The following is an 18,027-nucleotide window of genomic DNA, read 5'->3' on the forward strand; positions in this document are numbered from 1 at the left end:
ATTATTGAAAAGTCGAAACGCGATTGCGTCCATCGGTTTTTGATACGTATAAGGCCTTATCAGCAGCCGCCAACATGTCTTCAAAACTGGTGTCAGCATGCGCAGCACGGGTGGCAACACCGAAACTCGCCGAAATAGGAAAACGGTAGCCGCTAGGATTGGTATCGATCTCCATAATCGCAACACGACAGCGGTCTGCCAGCGCCACTGTTTCCTCCTCGCTAGCACCCGGGATACAGATGACAAATTCTTCGCCACCGAGGCGTCCGAACAAATCTTTTTTACCTAGTAAAGCTTTAATTTTTTCAGCCACAGTGCGCAGCACCCAGTCGCCCACTGCATGACCAAAACTATCGTTAATGCGTTTAAAAAAGTCCATGTCAAACAAGATCACGCTGACAGCAGTATGCGTCGACTGCATCGCATGCGTACCGCTTGTAATGAAGTGAGCGCGATTACTGATCTGGGTCAGACCATCAATTTGCGCCGTCTGGCGGAATTGATTCTTTTGTTGCCAGGTACGGATCAGCCATGCGGTCAGGATCAATAAGATAACGGAGATTAAAGTCACCAGCAAAATCAGATTTTGATTATTGCGCTTCTCTAATTGACGTGCAATTGCCAGGGTTTTATTTTTCTGTTCCAGCAAACTCAGTTGATTTGCCTTGTCCTGGCTATCGTATTTGACGCGCTGATAAGCGAGATTTTTGTGTAACTGATCGTTTAGGATCTTATCTTTCAACGCAAGGCTGATGTCGTAGTATTCGAGTGCGCTGGAGAATTGACCTTGTGCTCGTTTGATCGCTGCCATTGTTCTGCTAGTTTTTTCTAATTGCAGAACAAGATTTTTTTCCTTGGCCTGTTGGTATGATCGAGTCCCGTAAAACTCTGCACTACTAAGCTTTAACAGTTTTAAATAAGCACGAGCTAAAGCTTCTTCCAATTGAATTACATAATCCGAATTTTCATTAATTTCGTCGAACTCTTTGAGCAAGGGGATGCCGGTACCTATACCATCCATAATTTTTCCTGAATCGATTAAATCAATAGAGGCTAAAGTTTGGACTAACAACGAAATACTCGACATCCCTATAGCATTACAAGTCCGAATCACGGATGGCAAAGTATTTTTTGCATCAACTGCGTTCCCACGTAAAAAATTAATTTCTACTTTGTTTGCTAGCCCCATGCACTTGCTGACATGATTGCTATCATCATTTGTAAGTGCGAACATACGCTCTGCATATGTCATAGACTCGTCAAATGCCCTCAACGAATTAAGCAAAGAAATGGCCGACTGCAACGTAGCCCCCTTTGCATCTAAATCGGTAAGTTTGGGAATTAAAACGATATTCTCGTTCATTACCATCAAAGCTCTCTCAAACTCTCCTTGTGCAACATATGCATCAGATAATTCATACAAAAATTTTGCACGAGTATTTGGTTCTAAATCTTTTTTTATTACAGATAAAATTAAATCAATGCGCTCTTGATGCAATCCTCTATTCGCAAGTGAGTTAGCCAATAGTAGGTAATAGTGCTCACGTTGTACCTTATTAAAGGTGGATTGTTTTTCTTGTAGTTGATTTAATACTTCTATCGTTTTTTCTGGAGCACTTCTCAAATATTTTTCAGACAATTTAAATAGTTGCTCAACTGAAACACCATCATTTGCACTTAGATCAATAGGGAAACTGAGTACGAATATCGACACTATCGAGGAAAATACCCTCAAAAATAAACGATATGTCATACAGATAAAGTTTAGTAAGTGGTATTTTGAGACTGCGGCCAAAGAAGTGCCGGTAAGTCTGCCTCAGGAATTCCTATTGATTTAGCAATTCTCTTCTTATCTTTAGATAAAAATGCGTCTTGCTCATGTGTAGACAATCCAAATTTTTTCATAGCTGCTTTGGGATCTTTGTTATGCGCTTCACGCGCCGCTGCATCTTTATCCAGAGTATTCAGATAATCCAATAATTTAGACATAATTACTCGCTTCAGTTGTGGAGGAATGAATTTGTTACAACAGGGAATTTTATAGCGTTTTGATGCAGTCAAACCAAGTATTTTTGGCAAGTTTTGCTTTGTGTCATCTTAAATAGCTATGCTCTGGCCTCCGATACGGTAATTTAGCTCGGCAGCACGGGTGAAAAGCATGTCTGGCATAGCGACCGTATTGCACTCCGGTCTGGCAATCATGTTGCTCATCTGCCTCATTTTTTGGCAAGCCAGCCTATGCTATTGGCGCGCAGGCTCTGGATATACAGGCGATCTGCCGTCTCGGTGAGGCCGGATGTTTCTGGATAGACGCCTGCAGGATCTTGCATGTCCCTGATGACTTTGCCCGCTTCATCGAAGGCAATGACGTGGCCATAATCCTGCGGCACTTTCCACATCGAGCGTGGCAGGCGCAGGGTCAGTGAACGTAGCCATGGCTTAAGCGACATTTTGTCAAAATCGGCGCTGCGTGGCTTGACGATGCCGACCCACAGTTTGCCGTCTGTGCCGCGCATCAGGTTGTCGGGGAAGCCCGGTAAATTATCCAGCAATACCGATGCTCGCTGCGGATCTGGCTTGTCCTTGAGTTGCAGTTGATCCTCCTGTATCGCGAGCTTCCAGACGCGGTAGCCGGCGGTTTCGCTAACGAATAGATGTTGCTCATCCTGACTCAGGGCGATGCCGTTAGAAAAGCAAAAGCCGTCAGCGACGATGCGGGCGGCTGAAGTGACGGGATCATATTCAAGCACACGTCCGGTACAAGAATGCTCTAAAAAATCGAGCATACTGGCGTTCAGCACACCACCAAATGCATTGACGCCAAAACGCTGGGTCGCATCAGTGAAGTAAATTTTGCCATTGCGGGCAATGACGACGGCATCCACAAACTGCAACGGGATTTGCTTCACTTGTGTGACCAGCTCGCTGACTTTTTTGTCCTGAGTAATCATGAGCAAACCGCGCGAGGGCATGGCAACGATCATGCGTCCCTGCGCATCAAACGCGAAACCTAGTACACGGTCACCCATTGAGATCCATGTCTCTAGCTGTGTGCCATCTGGCTGCATGCGCAAGATCGCGCCGGATGCCACCGCCGCATAAATTTTGCCATCCGGGCCGGGCAAAATATGCTCTGGACCAGACTCTTTACCGAGAGAGACTAGTTGCAAGCCGCTGAGATCACGGTTAGGCGCATGAGCACCGGTGTATCCGGCATTGGCTGGCGCCTGCCAGGCAAGGGGTTGTATCGGCACTGGTGCAAATAACAGATAGACGAATATCAGGAAGATCACTGTGAAGATGCTGATTGCACTACGTATCATTATTTTTTTAAGCATGACTCTCTCCTGATTTGCGACATTGTTAGATATGGATAGACATAGGTTGCTATGATGGCATGTAAGACGCTGGTATTGTCAATGACTCTTGCTCTCTTTTGCTCTCAATAGACTTTTTTGTTCTTCAATTATGCGGAAATTTTTTACACTGATATTGACGGCACTTGTCAGCATCCCGGCCATCACAAGCGCAGAGCCGCTGACTGTCGCCTGGCGGATCAAGCCACCGCATCAGTATATTGAGAACGGTGTTGAGAAGGGCATATTGCTAGATCGTGCCCGGCAGGTATTCGCCGATGCCAAAATTGTCGTACGTTTTTCAGAGGAACCGGCGAAACGGATCTGGAATAATTTTGCGATCGGGACGCAGAATTACTGCTCATTTGGCTGGTACCGGATTCCCGAGCGTGAGGCATTGGTGCAGTTCAGTAATGTATTTCATACAGATCCGCCCCATACCTTACTCGTTAGTACGGTAGCGGCAGCGCAAGTGACGGCGCATAAAACGCTGGGCTCCTTGCTGTCTGACAGCAGCTTAAGCTTAGGCGTTGTGGAGGGTGTGTCCTACGGTGAGACGATTGATACCCTGATCAAGACCAGCCAGAATAATCAGGTACGCAGCAGCGCAGCACCCATGATCATGGCTCGCATGGTCGGCGCAAACCGGGCATCGTTTATGTTTATTGACCGTGAGGACTGGGAATTTTTACATGACAAGGAGGACAGCATGCGTGACACCCTGCAAGTCGATCTGAAAGGCATGCCACCGGGCTTGAATCGCTATATTGTGTGCAGCAAGGATGTCTCTGCCGAAACTATGCGAAAAATCAATCTGTCATTGGCAAAGCTTCTGGCGGTGAAGCGCTAGGAGCTGGCGCTTATTGTGCGCTGCCGCTGTTACTGGCACTGAGCTTAGACTCAAAGGTGCGCAGCCAGGTTAATTGCAAGACCCTTGCATCGCTGCTGGCACGATGACGCGCCACATGCAGCTCTTCCTGAACCCGGTCCTTGGTCGCATGCCAGAGTGCCTGCTGTTCATCCGAGATAATTTCACGTAAATCTGCCAATTTGAATCTCGGCACTTTATCGGCAGCATCAAACAAACGCGCCATCCAGACATAATCCTGCGCCCAGCCATCGGTGTAGACCGTATAGCCACTTAAAAAATAATTAAGCTGATCCGCAACGTAACTGGCGGAACGACCGCGTTCAACCAAAATCTCGCGGGGAATATGATGAACTTTCGCAGCATCAAGGTCCCAGTGATCCCAATCATCTTCCGGACGAATTAAGGTACACCACCCCTCGCCATGCCGGCCAGAGAATCCGACCTCAATCGGATAACTGCCCTTACCAAATCCTGAGGCTTCAAAATCGATAATGATGGGCACGGTCATCATCACTGGCTCCTGTCGGGCGGTTGGTATTTTAACGGTCAAAAAATAAAACCGGCCAATGCCTGACTAGCACCGCCGGTTTTGCTCTATCACCACAACACTAAACGGAAATTAGATCCATTTCATGCACATAATAGGCTAAAGCCGCAGATATGATTGCATTTTGCGCTATTTATATCGCTTTGCAAGCCATATTCATGATTTTTGTTGATTCAACAACAGTGGTAATAAATATCCCACCTTTTACTGAAGTTAAGCAATTCATGAAGCAGATAAATCACCGGCAATAATCTGGAAACAGAGCTTAAAGAATAAAATTCAAAAAAATCCGCCCACTTAAATACAACTCAACAGCCGTACAGTGACTCGTTTTAACCTGCCTAAGTTTCGTCTTTACAAATCCTCTCGCACTTCTCTTTGTCGTCGAGTTCCTTCATGCAACGCTTGTAACAATCTTTCTTGATGTCAAGCGCATAAGCTGTCAAGGCGGACAGTAAAGTAAAGCCCACAAATACCGCTATATATTTTTTCATAGTTATTCTCCTGACGATAAAATTTGAACAGCAAGTATTTTGATTCTAGTCTTACATACTTATTGTTTTACAACGTGATTTTTTATTATTTCATCATAAGCATTTTCATCGAAACCGACTACCATTTTGTTCTGAGAAACGAGCACCGGCACACCGCCTTCGTGTAGCTGTTTAAAACTTAGGGCCGCCTCTTTGGATTCATCAATTAAGACATCATTGAATGCTATGCCAGCTTGTTTTAAAAATGTGCGGGCTGACTGACAATGCGGGCAAGTAGAGGTGCCATATAAAGTCAGACGATGAGGTTTTTTTTCAAGGTGAGCAGAGAAATCTCCGCTTCTGATCGGGCCGCGCCATTGATTAATGAAGTGCGGTAAGTTACCTCCTATCGCTATCGCGGCAGTTACCGTTACGGCCATCAGCACAACGTTCTTCATCCAATTTTTAATCTGTTGTTTCACTTGTTCATCCTTGTTTAGCGGTATTGAGCGGTAATGACTGACATTTATAATTTCACTTCTAACCGAACACCTATTTTTGCCGGCGTCGTCTTATTGGTTTGTAGTCTGATTAATTCATCATTGGCGATATATTCATCGACGCGTGTTGAGGTTTTGTTCAATAAATTATCCAGATTGATAAAGAGCTTGGTATTTGAGCTGAATTTCCAGCTTGCACTTGCGCTCACATTTATTTTGTTTGCATAAAAAATGCGCTGAGAGAGATTGGTACGTACCCAGTCACCTGGCGTCCAGTTCACATCGGTATTTAACTTCAATGGCAATTCTTTCGATTCATAAGTAAGTCCCAGCTTCGCCCGATACGGAGACTGGTCAGCTAAACGATTATCAGGTCCAGGCAAACTACTTATCTGTGAACGTGCAAAACCGAGGCTGCTACGAACGTCAAGTTTGGGCGCATCTGGCCAAACGTCGCGCATCGATAATTGCACTTCCAGATCGACTCCTTGTACCGTTACACGTCCCAGATTCGAGGGGCGCGCAACATAGCGCTGTGTGTTAGACCAGGAAACATTTTCAAGCATGAGGTCGGTACCAATCAGGCGATCAATCGCACGTGAATATAGCTCAACACTCAGTTGGCTATCGGCACCAATGCCGTGTTCATAAGATACATTTAAACCAAGCGCACGCTCCGGCTGCAAACGTGGATTACCTGCTGTATCCGCCGTTTCTATGCTGTTAGTACCGCATACGCCGCTGGCCGCGCACATTGCGAGCGGATTAATCGTTGGACGCAAACTGAGCTGGTCGGGCGACGGTGTTTTGTAGGTTCTTGCCAGGCTAATACGAAATTGACGTGATTCGTCCCCGTCGATTTTTCTGGCTAAGTGGATTGACGGCGAAAACAAATCGTATCGCGTCTCACTGTGAAAGTTACCCTCGGTGATGTCAATGACACGCTCTTCAAATGAGAACCCAAAATTCAGCGCGAACTCTTTGTTCAGCCGCCAGTCATCCTGCATAAACAGCCTGCGCTGGTCTTGTCGCATGTCGCGTCGTGTACCCAGCGCATCCAGACTGGTGTCTGGTGTGCCATTAATCTGGTTGCTGAATTCACTGCTGTTCCTGCCGTATCCTATGTGACCACCGGCTTTGACATCGTGATCATTTGGCAGGGCAATTTTATAATTGACACGCAAAAAATCCGCATCAATGCGTCGATTTTCAGTTCGTTGGCGCAGCGTCGTTGTTTGTTGAGATGAGCTCTCTGTCTGGCTCATTTCGGAGCGTGAGCGAATACGGTTGGAGTTCCAGTTTAGCGTGAGCTGACTTTCGTCATTTGGGATGTAAGTCCAGTTAAGAGGCAAGCCTAAAAAAACAAAAGGTCCTGCTGTCCTTTGTTGCCAATCACGCGTCTTGCCATCGGCATAATTTTTGTGCTCAACGCTACCTTGATCAAAATAGGTATCACTGATTCCCGGTGAAAAGTTAATCGTATTACGTGCATCTGCCTTCCATTCAATTGCGCTGCTCACTGACAGATCCGAATTACGGTTGTACGCTACGACATTAGCATCATCGCTTTGCGTCGTGAGTCCGGCTCGGGTAATAGTTTGCCTCTGCTGGTTTTCATTGGATGAGGATTGGCGGTAAGCAGATACTTGAGTATTGAAACTCAGTGGCGAGTCCGTTTCGCTTTGATTAAGCGACCATGCCAGATCGGCACCCAGCTTGCCGCCCACGCTGCTCGCACCCGCACGTAATTGTTCAGCTTTTTTGCGTTCGATTTTGCGCGTAACGACATTAATCGTCCCTGCGATACCAAAGGGACCAAATTCAGCGACGGCGGATTTGATAATTTCAATTTTTTCTACACGAACCAGATCTAGTTCGCTCAATTCCTTACCTGCCGTCGGCGGCATACCATCAACCAGCACCTGGGTATAACCGGGCAAACCAAGTAAGCCAATGCGACCGTCCTTACCAACCGTCACGACCGGTTCGCGTTTTAATAATTCGGCGACATTTTGTAAGCCACTGTCTTCAATACGCTTACGCCCGATAATGATTTTTCCTGCGACAAAATCACGCCGCGCCTCGACATCAGTCAGGCTGCCATTGATCACAACTTCTTTTGACGCGGAGGTAGCTGGGAGGTCTTCAGCCGAGCTGGAAATTGTTTGCTGACTCGCTAAAACGAGCAAGACCCAGAATCTGGTATGTGTTTTTATGATGATAGTTCCGTGATCGGGTGTCACACCCAAACTATGGGCAACTTTTTGCCTATATTGCCTATAGTTTGGGACAAACTTAGATTACAAGTTAGCAACTACAAATACGTTTGCAGCTTGCTTTAGATACGCCTTCCATACCGCAGAGGCCATAGCAACCAGCGTCACAAGTCGCATACTCAACTGCTTCATATGCGTAAGCCGCAGACATACTGGTAAAAAACACGAATAATAAACTTAAGCGACGAAACATTGAATTTCTCCTTCTGTTAATGGGAAGGCAACAATATCATTTAAAATAGATATTGTGCCAACTTTTCCAACAGGAAAAATTACCATTCAAAAATTATTAAGATAGTAATTTTTGAATGGTTACGTAAGCATTTGATTTATTGGAAATTTTCCCAGCTTAGCGAGGCGACAGAATTCATAGAATCTCAGAATTTATGTGTGTTAAATGCAACACTTTTACCAATCACCATAGGCAAATTAGCGCACTCCCTCAGCTACCACGAGCTTATTCATAGCGCAGACAATCCACCGGCAATAGCCTGGAAGCACGTCTTGCCGGATAAAATCCAAAAAAGATACCGACAAAACTGGCAAAACCGCATGCGACGATCATTGCGCCTACGCCGATTTCCACATCGAGCTTACCGGTCGACGTAATCGCCGCCGCGCCTGCACTCGCCAGCAGGATCCCGATCACACCGCCGACTAAACAGATCACAACCGCCTCGGTCAGAAACTGCAACAGCACATCGCGTGGCTTGGCACCGATTGCCATGCGGATGCCGATTTCGCGGGTACGTTCCGTAACGGATACCAGCATGATGTTCATGATGCCGATACCGCCAACAATCAATGAGATCGCGCCGATAGCTCCTAGCATCGCTGCTAAACCTGCACTGATTTTAGCGCCGGTCTCGGCAATCGATGCAAGGTTGTCGATACGAAAATCATCGACCTGATCGGCGCGAATGCGATGGCGGTCACGCAGCATATCTTTGATGTCATCTTCCGCCTCCTTCATGCCTTTATCACTTTTTCCCTGCACCACAACATAGTGCACATTGCGTGGAAAAGGACTGCGCATCAGGGTTGCCCTCGCTGAGGTAATCGGTACCAGCACCATCTCGCCGAGATCGCCGCCGTCAAACATGCGGCCCTCACCTTGCAAGACGCCGACCACTTGAAACGGTACGTTATCGATGCGGACAAACTGACCTATCGGATTGGCTTTATAGAAAAATTGTTCCGCGAGTTTTTTGCCGATAATGACCATGCGGGCAGCGCCCCGGATATCAGATTCGCTAAAATAATTTCCCTGATCGACTTTCCAGTTACGGACTTTGAACATCTCAGGCGTAATACCGAGCACAGCATTATTCGTATTGTCGTTACCAACTGCAATCTGGAAAAATCCCTGCAAAGCCGGTGCCGCACCGTTCAGGCTTTGCAAATCGTTTAATGCCAGTGCATCTTCAACCGATAACGATGGCGCGGTACCAGTGCGCGCCCGCACGCCTTGTGTCCGGTTAGCGCCCGGGGAGATAATCATCAGATTACTACCCAGTACCTCAAGCTCTTTGGCAATGAACTTTTTGGCGCTTTCGCCGACCGCCAGCATCATGACGACAGAGGTAATACCGATAATAATGCCGAGCATAGTCAGCGACGTGCGCAAGCGATTCGCATTCATCGAGCGGAATGCTTCAATAAACACCTGAAGAAAATTCATACCTGTACCCCGCTTAATCCTTGTTGCAGGCCAGCCAGCGCGTGTGCTTCGTGGCTTTGCACCAGTTGTTGCAAACCCTCGGCAGACGGACCGTCGTATAAGACATGACCATCTTTTAAGCGCATCAGGCGTTTGCTGTAGGTCGCGATATCCGGCTCATGGGTGACCAGTAAAATCGTGATGCCGCGCTCTGCATTTAACTGCTGCAAAGATCGCATGATCTCCACGCTGGTCTGGGTATCCAGATTACCGGTCGGCTCATCTGCCAGAATCAAAGGTGGATCGCCAACCAGAGCGCGGGCAATCGCTACCCTTTGTTGCTGTCCGCCGGATAATTGGTTCGGCAGACGTTTCGCCAAGTCTTTTAATCCTACCCGCTCGAGTTCAACCAATGCTTTTTTATGTGATTTATCACGCGAAACTCCAGCGTAGATCAGGGGCAAGGCAACATTCTCCGCAACACTCATGCGCTTGATCAGATTAAAACTCTGGAATACAAAACCTATCGTGCGGTTGCGTATCGTAGCCAGCTGGCTGCGTGAAAGCGTCAGGGTATCAACACCATTCAGCAGATACGTGCCACCGGTCGCCTGATCGAGACAGCCCAGAATATTCATCAGCGTTGATTTACCAGATCCTGATTGCCCCATGACGGCGAGAAAGTCGCCGTGAGGTACCAGCAGATCGATACCGTGCAAAACCTGGGTTTCAATACCGCCGGAAAAATAACTCTTGGTCACCTGATGAATATCAATCAGCGTCTTTGGTATGGCACTGGACGCATTGAGTGCATTTGAGGCCATCATAGTGCTATCCATTAGCGAGCGCTGGCGCTGGCATTGTCTAGTGCGCGGATGACGACTTTATCACTGAGTTTCAGATCGCCGGACAGCACCTCGGTATAACGAAAATTAGACAATCCAATCTTGATATCAACAGGTTTTGCCTTGTTCTTGTCATCCAGAATAAATATTTTAAATGAGCGTGTCATCTCGCTTTTACTGCGGAACGCAATATCATCATCAGCTTCAGGATAAGGGACTGCATTGGCACTGGCTGACGCGGATGCACTCTCGGTACCGGATTTTTTTGCAGCCTCTTTTTTGGCTTTTTCTTCTTTGGCGATCTCTTCGTCACTCAACTTAAAACGCAATGCGGCGGTAGGAATACGCAAGACATTCTGGCGATTGCCAACGACCAGGCGAACCTGAGCCGTCATCCCGGGCTTCAGTAACTCGTCTTTATTATCTACGTCGAGCACCACGTTGTAGGTGACGACGTTTTGCTGCACATTGGCCGCAAGACGGAACTGACGTAAGGTGGCTTCAAATTCACGATCAGGATAAGCATCGACGACAAACCGTGCGGGCTGGCCGTCTTTCAAGGCACCGACATCGGCCTCTGAAACACTGGTATCGATCTGCATCTTGGTCAGGTCGCGGGCGATCTGGAACAGATTGGGCGTCTGGAACGAAGCGGCAACAGTCTGTCCCATGTCAATCGTACGCTTAATAATCACGCCATCAATCGGCGAGCGAATCACACTATTGTTGTAATCTGCCTGTACCCGGTCGAGCTGGGCTTTGGCGAGTTTGATATTGGCATCGGCGACTTCGACTTCGCGCTTGGCCTGATCCAGCACACTGCCAGAGATATAGTTCTGTGTGACCAGCTTCTGGTTACGCTCAAAATTCGCAACTGCCAGACGCTTGGACGACTCGGCAGATGCCAGACTCGCTTCGCTTTGCTTGATCTGCGCGTTAAAAATAGTCGGATCGAGCTTCAGCAGCACCTGACCTTTTTTGACCCGGTCGTTAAAATCGGCATTCAGTTCAACGACGGTGCCAGAGACTTGCGAACCGACGTTAATCAGCGCGACCGGATTTAAGGTGCCGCTGGCGGTCACAGTCTGCGTGATATTGCCCTTATCAACGATGGCAGTTTTAAACTTAGGCTCATCTTCCTTGTTGGACTTTTGATTTTTCTGATAGTAGCTGGCAGCCGCTCCGGCCAAGACCACAATACCAACAGCCCAAGCAACTCGTTTTTTAGTCAGGAATGTCATCGCAAGATCAATCAAAAAGGTAAAAAATCAGTGAACAATAGGAACTCCGGCATAGCCGAAAGAATGCTATTTGACCAACTACCGGGCATTTCGTTCAATCCGCATCAACCACGCAACACCCAATAACAATAGCACTGCAATGAGCGGCGTCAGCCCCATCCAGCCATACTGCATACTAAAATAGACAGTCGCAGCCCATGACATCGCACTGAAGGCTTCAAGCACACTTGCCAGCCAGTTCCCTTGTCCGCGTTTATTAAATTGCGCTCTGGAGCCTGGCTTGGCCAGCCATAAATTCAGCATAGCGATATTTGTCATCGCAGCGAACGCTGCGATTGTTAACATCAGTCCGGTCAGCGGCGCCTGTAATACCAGCCAGAGTAACAATGGCGCGATGAGTATCAGCAAAGGAATCACTGCCGCGCTGACCTTCGCATTGCGGATAATCCGCTGACTGCTTGGTGCAGACAGAAGCAAATCCGGTGCGTCCTCCGCAGAGACCATGACCCAGATCAATGATCCGGCTAGCGATGCGCCGATAAAAATCACCATCGCCGCAGTAGCGGGCAAGACTGTACCGTTTTTATACGCAATAAAAAACATCGGCATCAGGTACAGTAATTGCAGCAAGACCTGAGAAATCAACTGCGGATCGCGCAGGATCATGCGCCATTCTTTTATAACAACGGTGCGCCATAATCCTGACTTGAACTGATGCTGAGCGCCTTTACGCTTGCCGCCCGTACGGGCTTGCGCCGTGATCGATGCCGCACTGACGCCACCTGCCTGCTGTACGCCCCGGACAAAAAAATCATGCGTCAAGTAAGCCGTCAACTTGAAACATGCAAAACCGAAACCCGCCATGACCAGCATGGCCCAAGGCGAGCCGAACAACGCATGTGCAGGCAACCAGACCATACTCTGCTCACTCAGCAAGCGACCTGGCTCCAGTAGTGGCTGAATCTGGGCAAAGACTTTTTGACGCCAGGCGATATCCAGATGATTCATCAACTGGATGATCAGAAAAATTGACGCGCCACTCGCCGCGCCCAGCAACTGCGCAGCAACCAGCGTACGGCGGACGCCTAGCCATCGCACCAGGCCTAGTGTCAGCATCATGGATAAGGACGAGGCAATCAAAGCCATACTCACGATGGCCGGATAAACACCCAGATAACGTGGCTGCCCCAGAATCAAGCCCACATGGGCAACCGGTGTCAACAACAGTAAAAACAACGTCGCCACACCAATCACAATGCCCGTCAGCCTGACCGTAAAAATCGTCTGCGATGCCAGCGGCGAAGACAAGAGCAAGTCCAGATCGCCGCGCTCAAACAGGGCCCGTACGCTGCGGTTCAGACCAAAGGAAAGCATGAAGGTGAACATCACAAATAGTGCCGCACCCGCCCCCATCATGATCATCGCAGGTGGTTCGTCCTTGAGTACCGGCATTTTGCGCATGACGAGCCAGACAGCGGTGTGCACCAGCAAGAACATCGCGATGATGAGGAGTTTGCTCATCCGTGACATACCGCGTTTACGCTTTTTTCCTGACTTGCTCTCACCCATGTCGTAAAAAAACAGCCGTACTTCATGTGCCAGCAACCATGCTGCGCTTCCCTCTCTCAATTGGAGCAGGCCCGCCATTATGTCGGCTCCGTGAGTTGCAGGAAGACATCCTCCAGTGTCGTCGCACCGTGACTGGTCTGGCTACGCAGCTCGTCGAGAGTACCCTCGGCGATTAATTTGCCGTTTTGAATAATCCCTATCCGTTCTGCCAGACGCTCTGCCACGTCGAGAATATGCGTAGTCAGGATCACTGTGCCACCGGCCTGCACATGCCGCAGCAACAAATCCTTGACCTGGCGCGCAGCGGCGGCGTCCAGTCCGGTCAATGGTTCATCGAGAATAATCAGTTCCGGCGAATGAATCAGCGCACCGGCCAGTGCGAGTTTTTGTTTCATGCCACGCGAAAACCCTTCGGTCAGTTCATCCGCATGTTTGCTGAGATCGAGCCAGTCGAGCAATTCCTGCGCTTTGGTTTGTGCAATTTCCGCAGACATCCCCCACAGACCCGCGACGAACTCCAGATATTCAAATGGCTTGAGCTTGTTGTACAACATGGGATCGTCAGGCAAGTACGCGAGCTTTTGTTTGGCCACATGGGGCTCTCTGGCGAGATCGGTACCCAGTATCCGGATGCTGCCTGAGTCCGGTGCCAGCAGGCCTGCCACCATGCGCAGTGTCGTCGTCTTACCCGCGCCATTCGGGCCCAGCAGAGCATACAGCTCGCCGCGCCGGACTTGCAGATTCAGTTGATCGACCGCAGGGCGTCCAAATTGCTTGCTCAGTCCGCTGAGTTCCAGCGCCGGGGTAGTCGGTGTCAGGTTCATTTTTATTTGCTTTTTTGGAAATAGTGAATCTATTATATTTTCCAAAAGGGAATTTTTTGTTGTCTGCCGGTTTTATTTTTCATCAGTCTGGATTTCTCTTCTGAAAATCCGGGGCCAAGGTATTCGCCTTGCGTTCTTGATGTGACTCTACTAGCATGGGCGGGTCTCATTACTCCCCTACCTCGCCATGGCCGCTTTACCAGAACTGCAGGAACTGGAACGTATATTGGAATTAGGTCGTGGCCATCTGGAGGCAGAAGTCGTCTGCGAAGTCAGTGCGGCTCATCAACGCTTTCCGGTCTATCAGATCTGCCTGGGCAATCCTGATCCAGGGTTGCCGGCGATCGGATTTTTTGGTGGTATTCATGGTCTTGAGAGGATCGGCACGCAAGTGCTGCTGAGTTTTTTGCGTGGATTATTGACACGGCTGACGTGGGATAAAAGCTTGCATCATCTGTTGCAAGATGTGCGGCTGGTGTTTATGCCGCTGATTAATCCCGGTGGCATGTGGCAATCTACCCGCTGTAATCCGCAAGGCGTCGATCTGATGCGCAACGCACCGGTCGATGCCGAAGGCAAGGTTCCCTTCCTGGTCGGCGGTCATCGTATCAGCCGGCATCTGCCCTGGTATCGCGGTGCCGCAGGTGCCGGAATGGAAGCCGAAAATCAGGCGCTATGCCAGGTCGTACAAAAAGAGTTGCTAGGCCGCTCGTTCAGCATGGCGATTGATTGTCATTCGGGTTTTGGCCTGCGCGACCGGATCTGGTTTCCGCATGCGCATGATGTGCATCCGATTCCGCATCTGGCGGATATTTTGTCGCTGGAAGAATTATTTCAGCAAACGCATCCGAATCATCACTATCTGTTTGAACCGCAAAGCCTGCAATATCAGACGCATGGTGATGTCTGGGATTATCTGTATCTGCAATCACAGCAGCATCATGGCAATACTTTTTTACCGCTCACGCTGGAGATGGGATCATGGTTGTGGGTAAAAAAAAATCCCCGTCAGTTATTCTCGCGTCACGGCATGTTCAATCCGATTGCGGAACATCGCTTGCAACGAGTGCTGCGCCGTCATAATTCCTGGCTTGATTTCTTAATGCGTGCTACCTGCGGGCATCAGCAATGGCTGGCACAGGGACCAAGCCGTCTGCGTCTGCAAGAACGTGCCGTCGCCCGCTGGTATCGGCCATGACCTGGGTACTGCTGCGCGGGCTGATGCGTGAGTCACGCCACTGGGGCGAGTTTGCGACGCAATTTAGGGCTGCGCATCCGGACGAAGACATCATTACTCTGGACTTTCCGGGAAATGGTGTGCTGCACCGGGAAACGAGCGCCAGCAGCGTGCAAGAAATGGCAGAATTCTGCCGTCATGAACTGAAAAAAAGGGGCTATGCGCCGCCGTATCAGCTCTTATCTGTATCACTGGGAGCCATGGTCGCCGTCGCATGGGCAGATGCTCACCCAGAAGAACTTAGCAGGGTCGTACTGATCAACACCAGCCTCGCTCCGCACAACCCGTTTTATCACCGTTTAAGACCCAAGAATTATCCGGCTCTGCTACTCACCATGTTATTTGGTAATGTGGCAAAACGCGAGCAGCTGATCTTGCGTATTACCAGCAAAATTAGCAAACAGAGCACTGCCGTAGCAGAGTCGATTTTAAAACAGTGGCAGACGTATGCAGAGAGCGCTCCTATCTCAGTCAGCAATATCTGGCGCCAATTACATGCCGCATTGGGTTACCGCGCCCCCGCGCAAAAACCCGCCGTGGCACTACTCATGCTGGCGGGTGAACGAGATGATCTGGTTAATCCTCTATGCTCGATCCATCTGGCAAAAAAATGGCAATGCGAACTGCGCCTGCATCCGTCCGCCGGACACGATTTGCCACTGGATGACGCGGCCTGGGTGATACAGCAAGTTGCTACCGACCACGCTGTTTAAGGAACCATGTAAGGTGATCAGGGAAATACCGGCATATGCGGCTCAACACCGCCAAAGCGCACTTCCGGATGACGTTTCGCAATCAAATCTTCGACTTGGGCAACCCGGTGATAAGGCACATCGACCATCATGAGCACCTGGCCACGTTCAATATCCTCACTGAATTGTTTCAGGCGAGAATTCGGAATCGCCGCAGCCGCCATACCTGATGCCCAGGAACCAAAAATCGCGCCACCGAGTATCGACACCAATAGGGAAACCGTACGCAATTCTATGCCTTCGGGAGGAAAAATCAGAATCATGCTACCCGCCAGCAAACCCGAAAACGCACCGATCAGCATCCCGATCTCGGCCCCGTGAATCAGATCTGTTTTTTGGAAAAAATTTGCCTCTGGCATATCACGCGGCAAGCTGCCTTCTTTGGCATGGAAATGCAAACTACGTTCGTCTATACGCGCCAGCAACAACTCGTCCAGCATCGACCTGGCATTAGGTACATCGGGGAGCATGAAATACAGTCGGCGTTTCATAATGGCCTCCATTTTTTGGAAAAAAAGTATCTCGGAGGTTTTGCGTTGCGCGCCGGCATTGGCAGAGTCGTCACAATAAATTTGTCAACAACGGTGGTCAGAAGCAAAGTACATCAATGCAAAGCCTCTTATCTCGTTATAGCAAATTCTGGCTAAATTTCTGGTAATTTTTTAGAAAAAAGCAAAAAAAATTAACCGTCAGATCGTCTTTAAAAAAACATGCTGACCTGCAATAGAAAAACTCTTTTTTGATGTCAAACACTGGTCATTGATTCAAGCTACTATCCAGCAGGTAAAGTAGAACAATCTTGCTTTGTTACTGGCTTGAGGCTGGCTTGCTCAATTGTCTCGTTACCCGCTTACTGGTGACAAAACATGTTCGGCATGTCTCTTCTGCTGGCCTTGACTGATGTTTTATAAAAGGTGGTGTATGTCTGATATCGTTCACGCAAGTAAGGCAATCCAGCAAGAACTCGCCGCAGGACTGCTGGCTGACAGGGCGCACACCTCCCCCAAATATTTTTATGATGCCGTCGGTTCAGTCCTGTTCGAAGCAATTTGTGTGTTGCCGGAGTATTACCCGACACGTACCGAAGCCAGCATCATGTCGGAGCACTTGGGTGACATCGCACATACGATTGGGCCTGGTGGCACGCTCATCGACCTGGGTGCGGGCAACTGCGCCAAAGCAGCGCGACTGTTTCCGCAACTTCATCCGGATCAGTATGTACCGATAGATATTTCAGTGGATCATTTACGTGATGCCGTACGGCGCTTGCAGCAACGCTTTCCCCACATAGAAATGACCGCTCTGGGCATCGATTTTTCGCAAGAATGGCGTCTGCCTGGCGAGGTACGTAACGACCGTCGCCTGTTCTTTTATCCTGGCTCTTCCATCGGTAACTTTGAACCGGAAATGGCGCTCGCCTTCCTCAAGCAACTGCGCGCCTTATGTGGTGAAGACGGCGGTATTCTGATCGGAATAGATCTGATCAAGGAGCATGCGGTATTAAACGCCGCCTACGATGACGGACTGGGCGTGACGGCCGCATTCAACCTGAATGTATTGCGACACATCAATCAACAACTCGGTACCGATTTTGATGTTCAACAATGGCAGCACCGAGCCTTCTTCAATGCAGCACAATCGCGGATAGAAATGCATCTGGAAGCGCGTCAGGATCTGACTATTCATTGGCCCGGCGAACATCGGCACTTCATCCGTGGTGAGCGTATTCACACCGAAAATAGCTACAAGTATAGCCTTGAGTCCTTCATGAATTTGCTCCATGAAGCAGGATTTGGCCAGTCCCGTCACTGGACCGATGCCGCAGAGTGGTTCGCCGTGGTCTATGCTAAAGCTCTCTGACTTGAACGACATCCCT

16 protein-coding genes are annotated in these 18,027 nt (G+C 49.0%); 4 read left to right on the top strand and 12 right to left on the bottom strand.

Going from position 1 to position 18,027, the window contains the following annotated elements:
- Position 1: 1 nt before the first annotated feature.
- The 3 genes from ACO0K4_RS17160 to ACO0K4_RS17170 form a co-directional block, all read right to left on the bottom strand.
- Entirely contained in the window at positions 2 to 1,753 is a 1,752-nt protein-coding gene (locus tag ACO0K4_RS17160; RefSeq protein ID WP_422957891.1) for a diguanylate cyclase, read from the bottom strand.
- 11 nt (positions 1,754 to 1,764) lie between these two features.
- Positions 1,765 to 1,989 carry a hypothetical protein gene (locus ACO0K4_RS17165; protein WP_422957892.1) on the bottom strand — a complete coding sequence of 75 codons (225 nt, stop codon included), beginning with the start codon at positions 1,987 to 1,989 and terminating at the stop codon, positions 1,765 to 1,767.
- 227 nt (positions 1,990 to 2,216) lie between these two features.
- Positions 2,217 to 3,338 (bottom strand): SMP-30/gluconolactonase/LRE family protein, encoded by a 1,122-nt coding sequence (locus tag ACO0K4_RS17170; protein WP_422957893.1) that lies wholly within the window; start codon positions 3,336 to 3,338, stop codon positions 2,217 to 2,219.
- Between the two features lie 130 nt (positions 3,339 to 3,468).
- On the opposite strand from ACO0K4_RS17170, the gene ACO0K4_RS17175 reads away from it, so the two are divergent.
- Entirely contained in the window at positions 3,469 to 4,206 is a 738-nt protein-coding gene (locus tag ACO0K4_RS17175) for a hypothetical protein (RefSeq protein WP_422957894.1), read from the top strand.
- Positions 4,207 to 4,216: 10 nt separating this feature from the next.
- Here the strand turns inward: ACO0K4_RS17175 and ACO0K4_RS17180 are convergent, their stop codons facing one another.
- From ACO0K4_RS17180 to ACO0K4_RS17215, 8 genes are all read right to left on the bottom strand, one after another.
- Positions 4,217 to 4,738: a hypothetical protein gene (locus tag ACO0K4_RS17180; RefSeq protein ID WP_422957895.1), complete on the bottom strand. Its 522-nt coding sequence runs from the start codon at positions 4,736 to 4,738 to the stop codon at positions 4,217 to 4,219.
- A 589-nt stretch (positions 4,739 to 5,327) separates the two neighbouring features.
- The gene (locus ACO0K4_RS17185; RefSeq protein WP_422957896.1) at positions 5,328 to 5,729 is read right to left on the bottom strand and encodes a glutaredoxin family protein; all 402 of its coding nucleotides are present in this window, start codon (positions 5,727 to 5,729) and stop codon (positions 5,328 to 5,330) included.
- A gap of 44 nt (positions 5,730 to 5,773) precedes the next feature.
- Positions 5,774 to 7,936 (bottom strand): TonB-dependent receptor plug domain-containing protein, encoded by a 2,163-nt coding sequence (locus tag ACO0K4_RS17190; RefSeq protein ID WP_422957897.1) that lies wholly within the window; start codon positions 7,934 to 7,936, stop codon positions 5,774 to 5,776.
- Positions 7,937 to 8,480: 544 nt separating this feature from the next.
- Positions 8,481 to 9,704, bottom strand: a complete 1,224-nt coding sequence (locus tag ACO0K4_RS17195; RefSeq protein ID WP_422957898.1) for an ABC transporter permease — start codon at positions 9,702 to 9,704, stop codon at positions 8,481 to 8,483.
- Positions 9,701 to 10,507, bottom strand: a complete 807-nt coding sequence (locus tag ACO0K4_RS17200) for an ABC transporter ATP-binding protein (protein WP_422957947.1) — start codon at positions 10,505 to 10,507, stop codon at positions 9,701 to 9,703. Before ACO0K4_RS17200 ends, ACO0K4_RS17195 begins: the two co-directional genes overlap by 4 nt.
- 14 nt (positions 10,508 to 10,521) lie before the next feature.
- On the bottom strand, positions 10,522 to 11,769 hold the full coding sequence (locus tag ACO0K4_RS17205) for an efflux RND transporter periplasmic adaptor subunit (RefSeq protein ID WP_422957899.1): 1,248 nt from the start codon (positions 11,767 to 11,769) through the stop codon (positions 10,522 to 10,524).
- Positions 11,770 to 11,847: 78 nt separating this feature from the next.
- Positions 11,848 to 13,416 carry a putative ABC transporter permease subunit gene (locus tag ACO0K4_RS17210; RefSeq protein WP_422957900.1) on the bottom strand — a complete coding sequence of 523 codons (1,569 nt, stop codon included), beginning with the start codon at positions 13,414 to 13,416 and terminating at the stop codon, positions 11,848 to 11,850.
- On the bottom strand, positions 13,416 to 14,162 hold the full coding sequence (locus tag ACO0K4_RS17215; RefSeq protein WP_422957901.1) for an ABC transporter ATP-binding protein: 747 nt from the start codon (positions 14,160 to 14,162) through the stop codon (positions 13,416 to 13,418). The genes ACO0K4_RS17210 and ACO0K4_RS17215 overlap by 1 nt, the downstream gene beginning before the upstream one ends.
- A 187-nt stretch (positions 14,163 to 14,349) precedes the next feature.
- Here ACO0K4_RS17215 and ACO0K4_RS17220 point away from each other — a divergent pair, with 187 nt between their 5' ends.
- Positions 14,350 to 15,360, top strand: coding sequence for a M14 family zinc carboxypeptidase (locus ACO0K4_RS17220; protein WP_422957902.1), 1,011 nt, complete (start codon positions 14,350 to 14,352; stop codon positions 15,358 to 15,360).
- Positions 15,357 to 16,112: an alpha/beta fold hydrolase gene (locus ACO0K4_RS17225; protein WP_422957903.1), complete on the top strand. Its 756-nt coding sequence runs from the start codon at positions 15,357 to 15,359 to the stop codon at positions 16,110 to 16,112. The genes ACO0K4_RS17220 and ACO0K4_RS17225 overlap by 4 nt, the downstream gene beginning before the upstream one ends.
- A gap of 17 nt (positions 16,113 to 16,129) precedes the next feature.
- On the opposite strand, the gene ACO0K4_RS17230 is transcribed toward ACO0K4_RS17225, so the two are convergent.
- Positions 16,130 to 16,642, bottom strand: coding sequence for a DUF1269 domain-containing protein (locus tag ACO0K4_RS17230; protein ID WP_422957904.1), 513 nt, complete (start codon positions 16,640 to 16,642; stop codon positions 16,130 to 16,132).
- A gap of 430 nt (positions 16,643 to 17,072) precedes the next feature.
- Here ACO0K4_RS17230 and egtD point away from each other — a divergent pair, with 430 nt between their 5' ends.
- Complete coding sequence (egtD, locus tag ACO0K4_RS17235; protein WP_422957905.1) at positions 17,073 to 18,011, top strand: L-histidine N(alpha)-methyltransferase; 939 nt, start codon at positions 17,073 to 17,075, stop codon at positions 18,009 to 18,011.
- Positions 18,012 to 18,027: the final 16 nt, after the last annotated feature.

This window comes from Undibacterium sp. RuTC16W, from assembly GCF_049339445.1.
GTDB lineage: Bacteria > Pseudomonadota > Gammaproteobacteria > Burkholderiales > Burkholderiaceae_D > Undibacterium.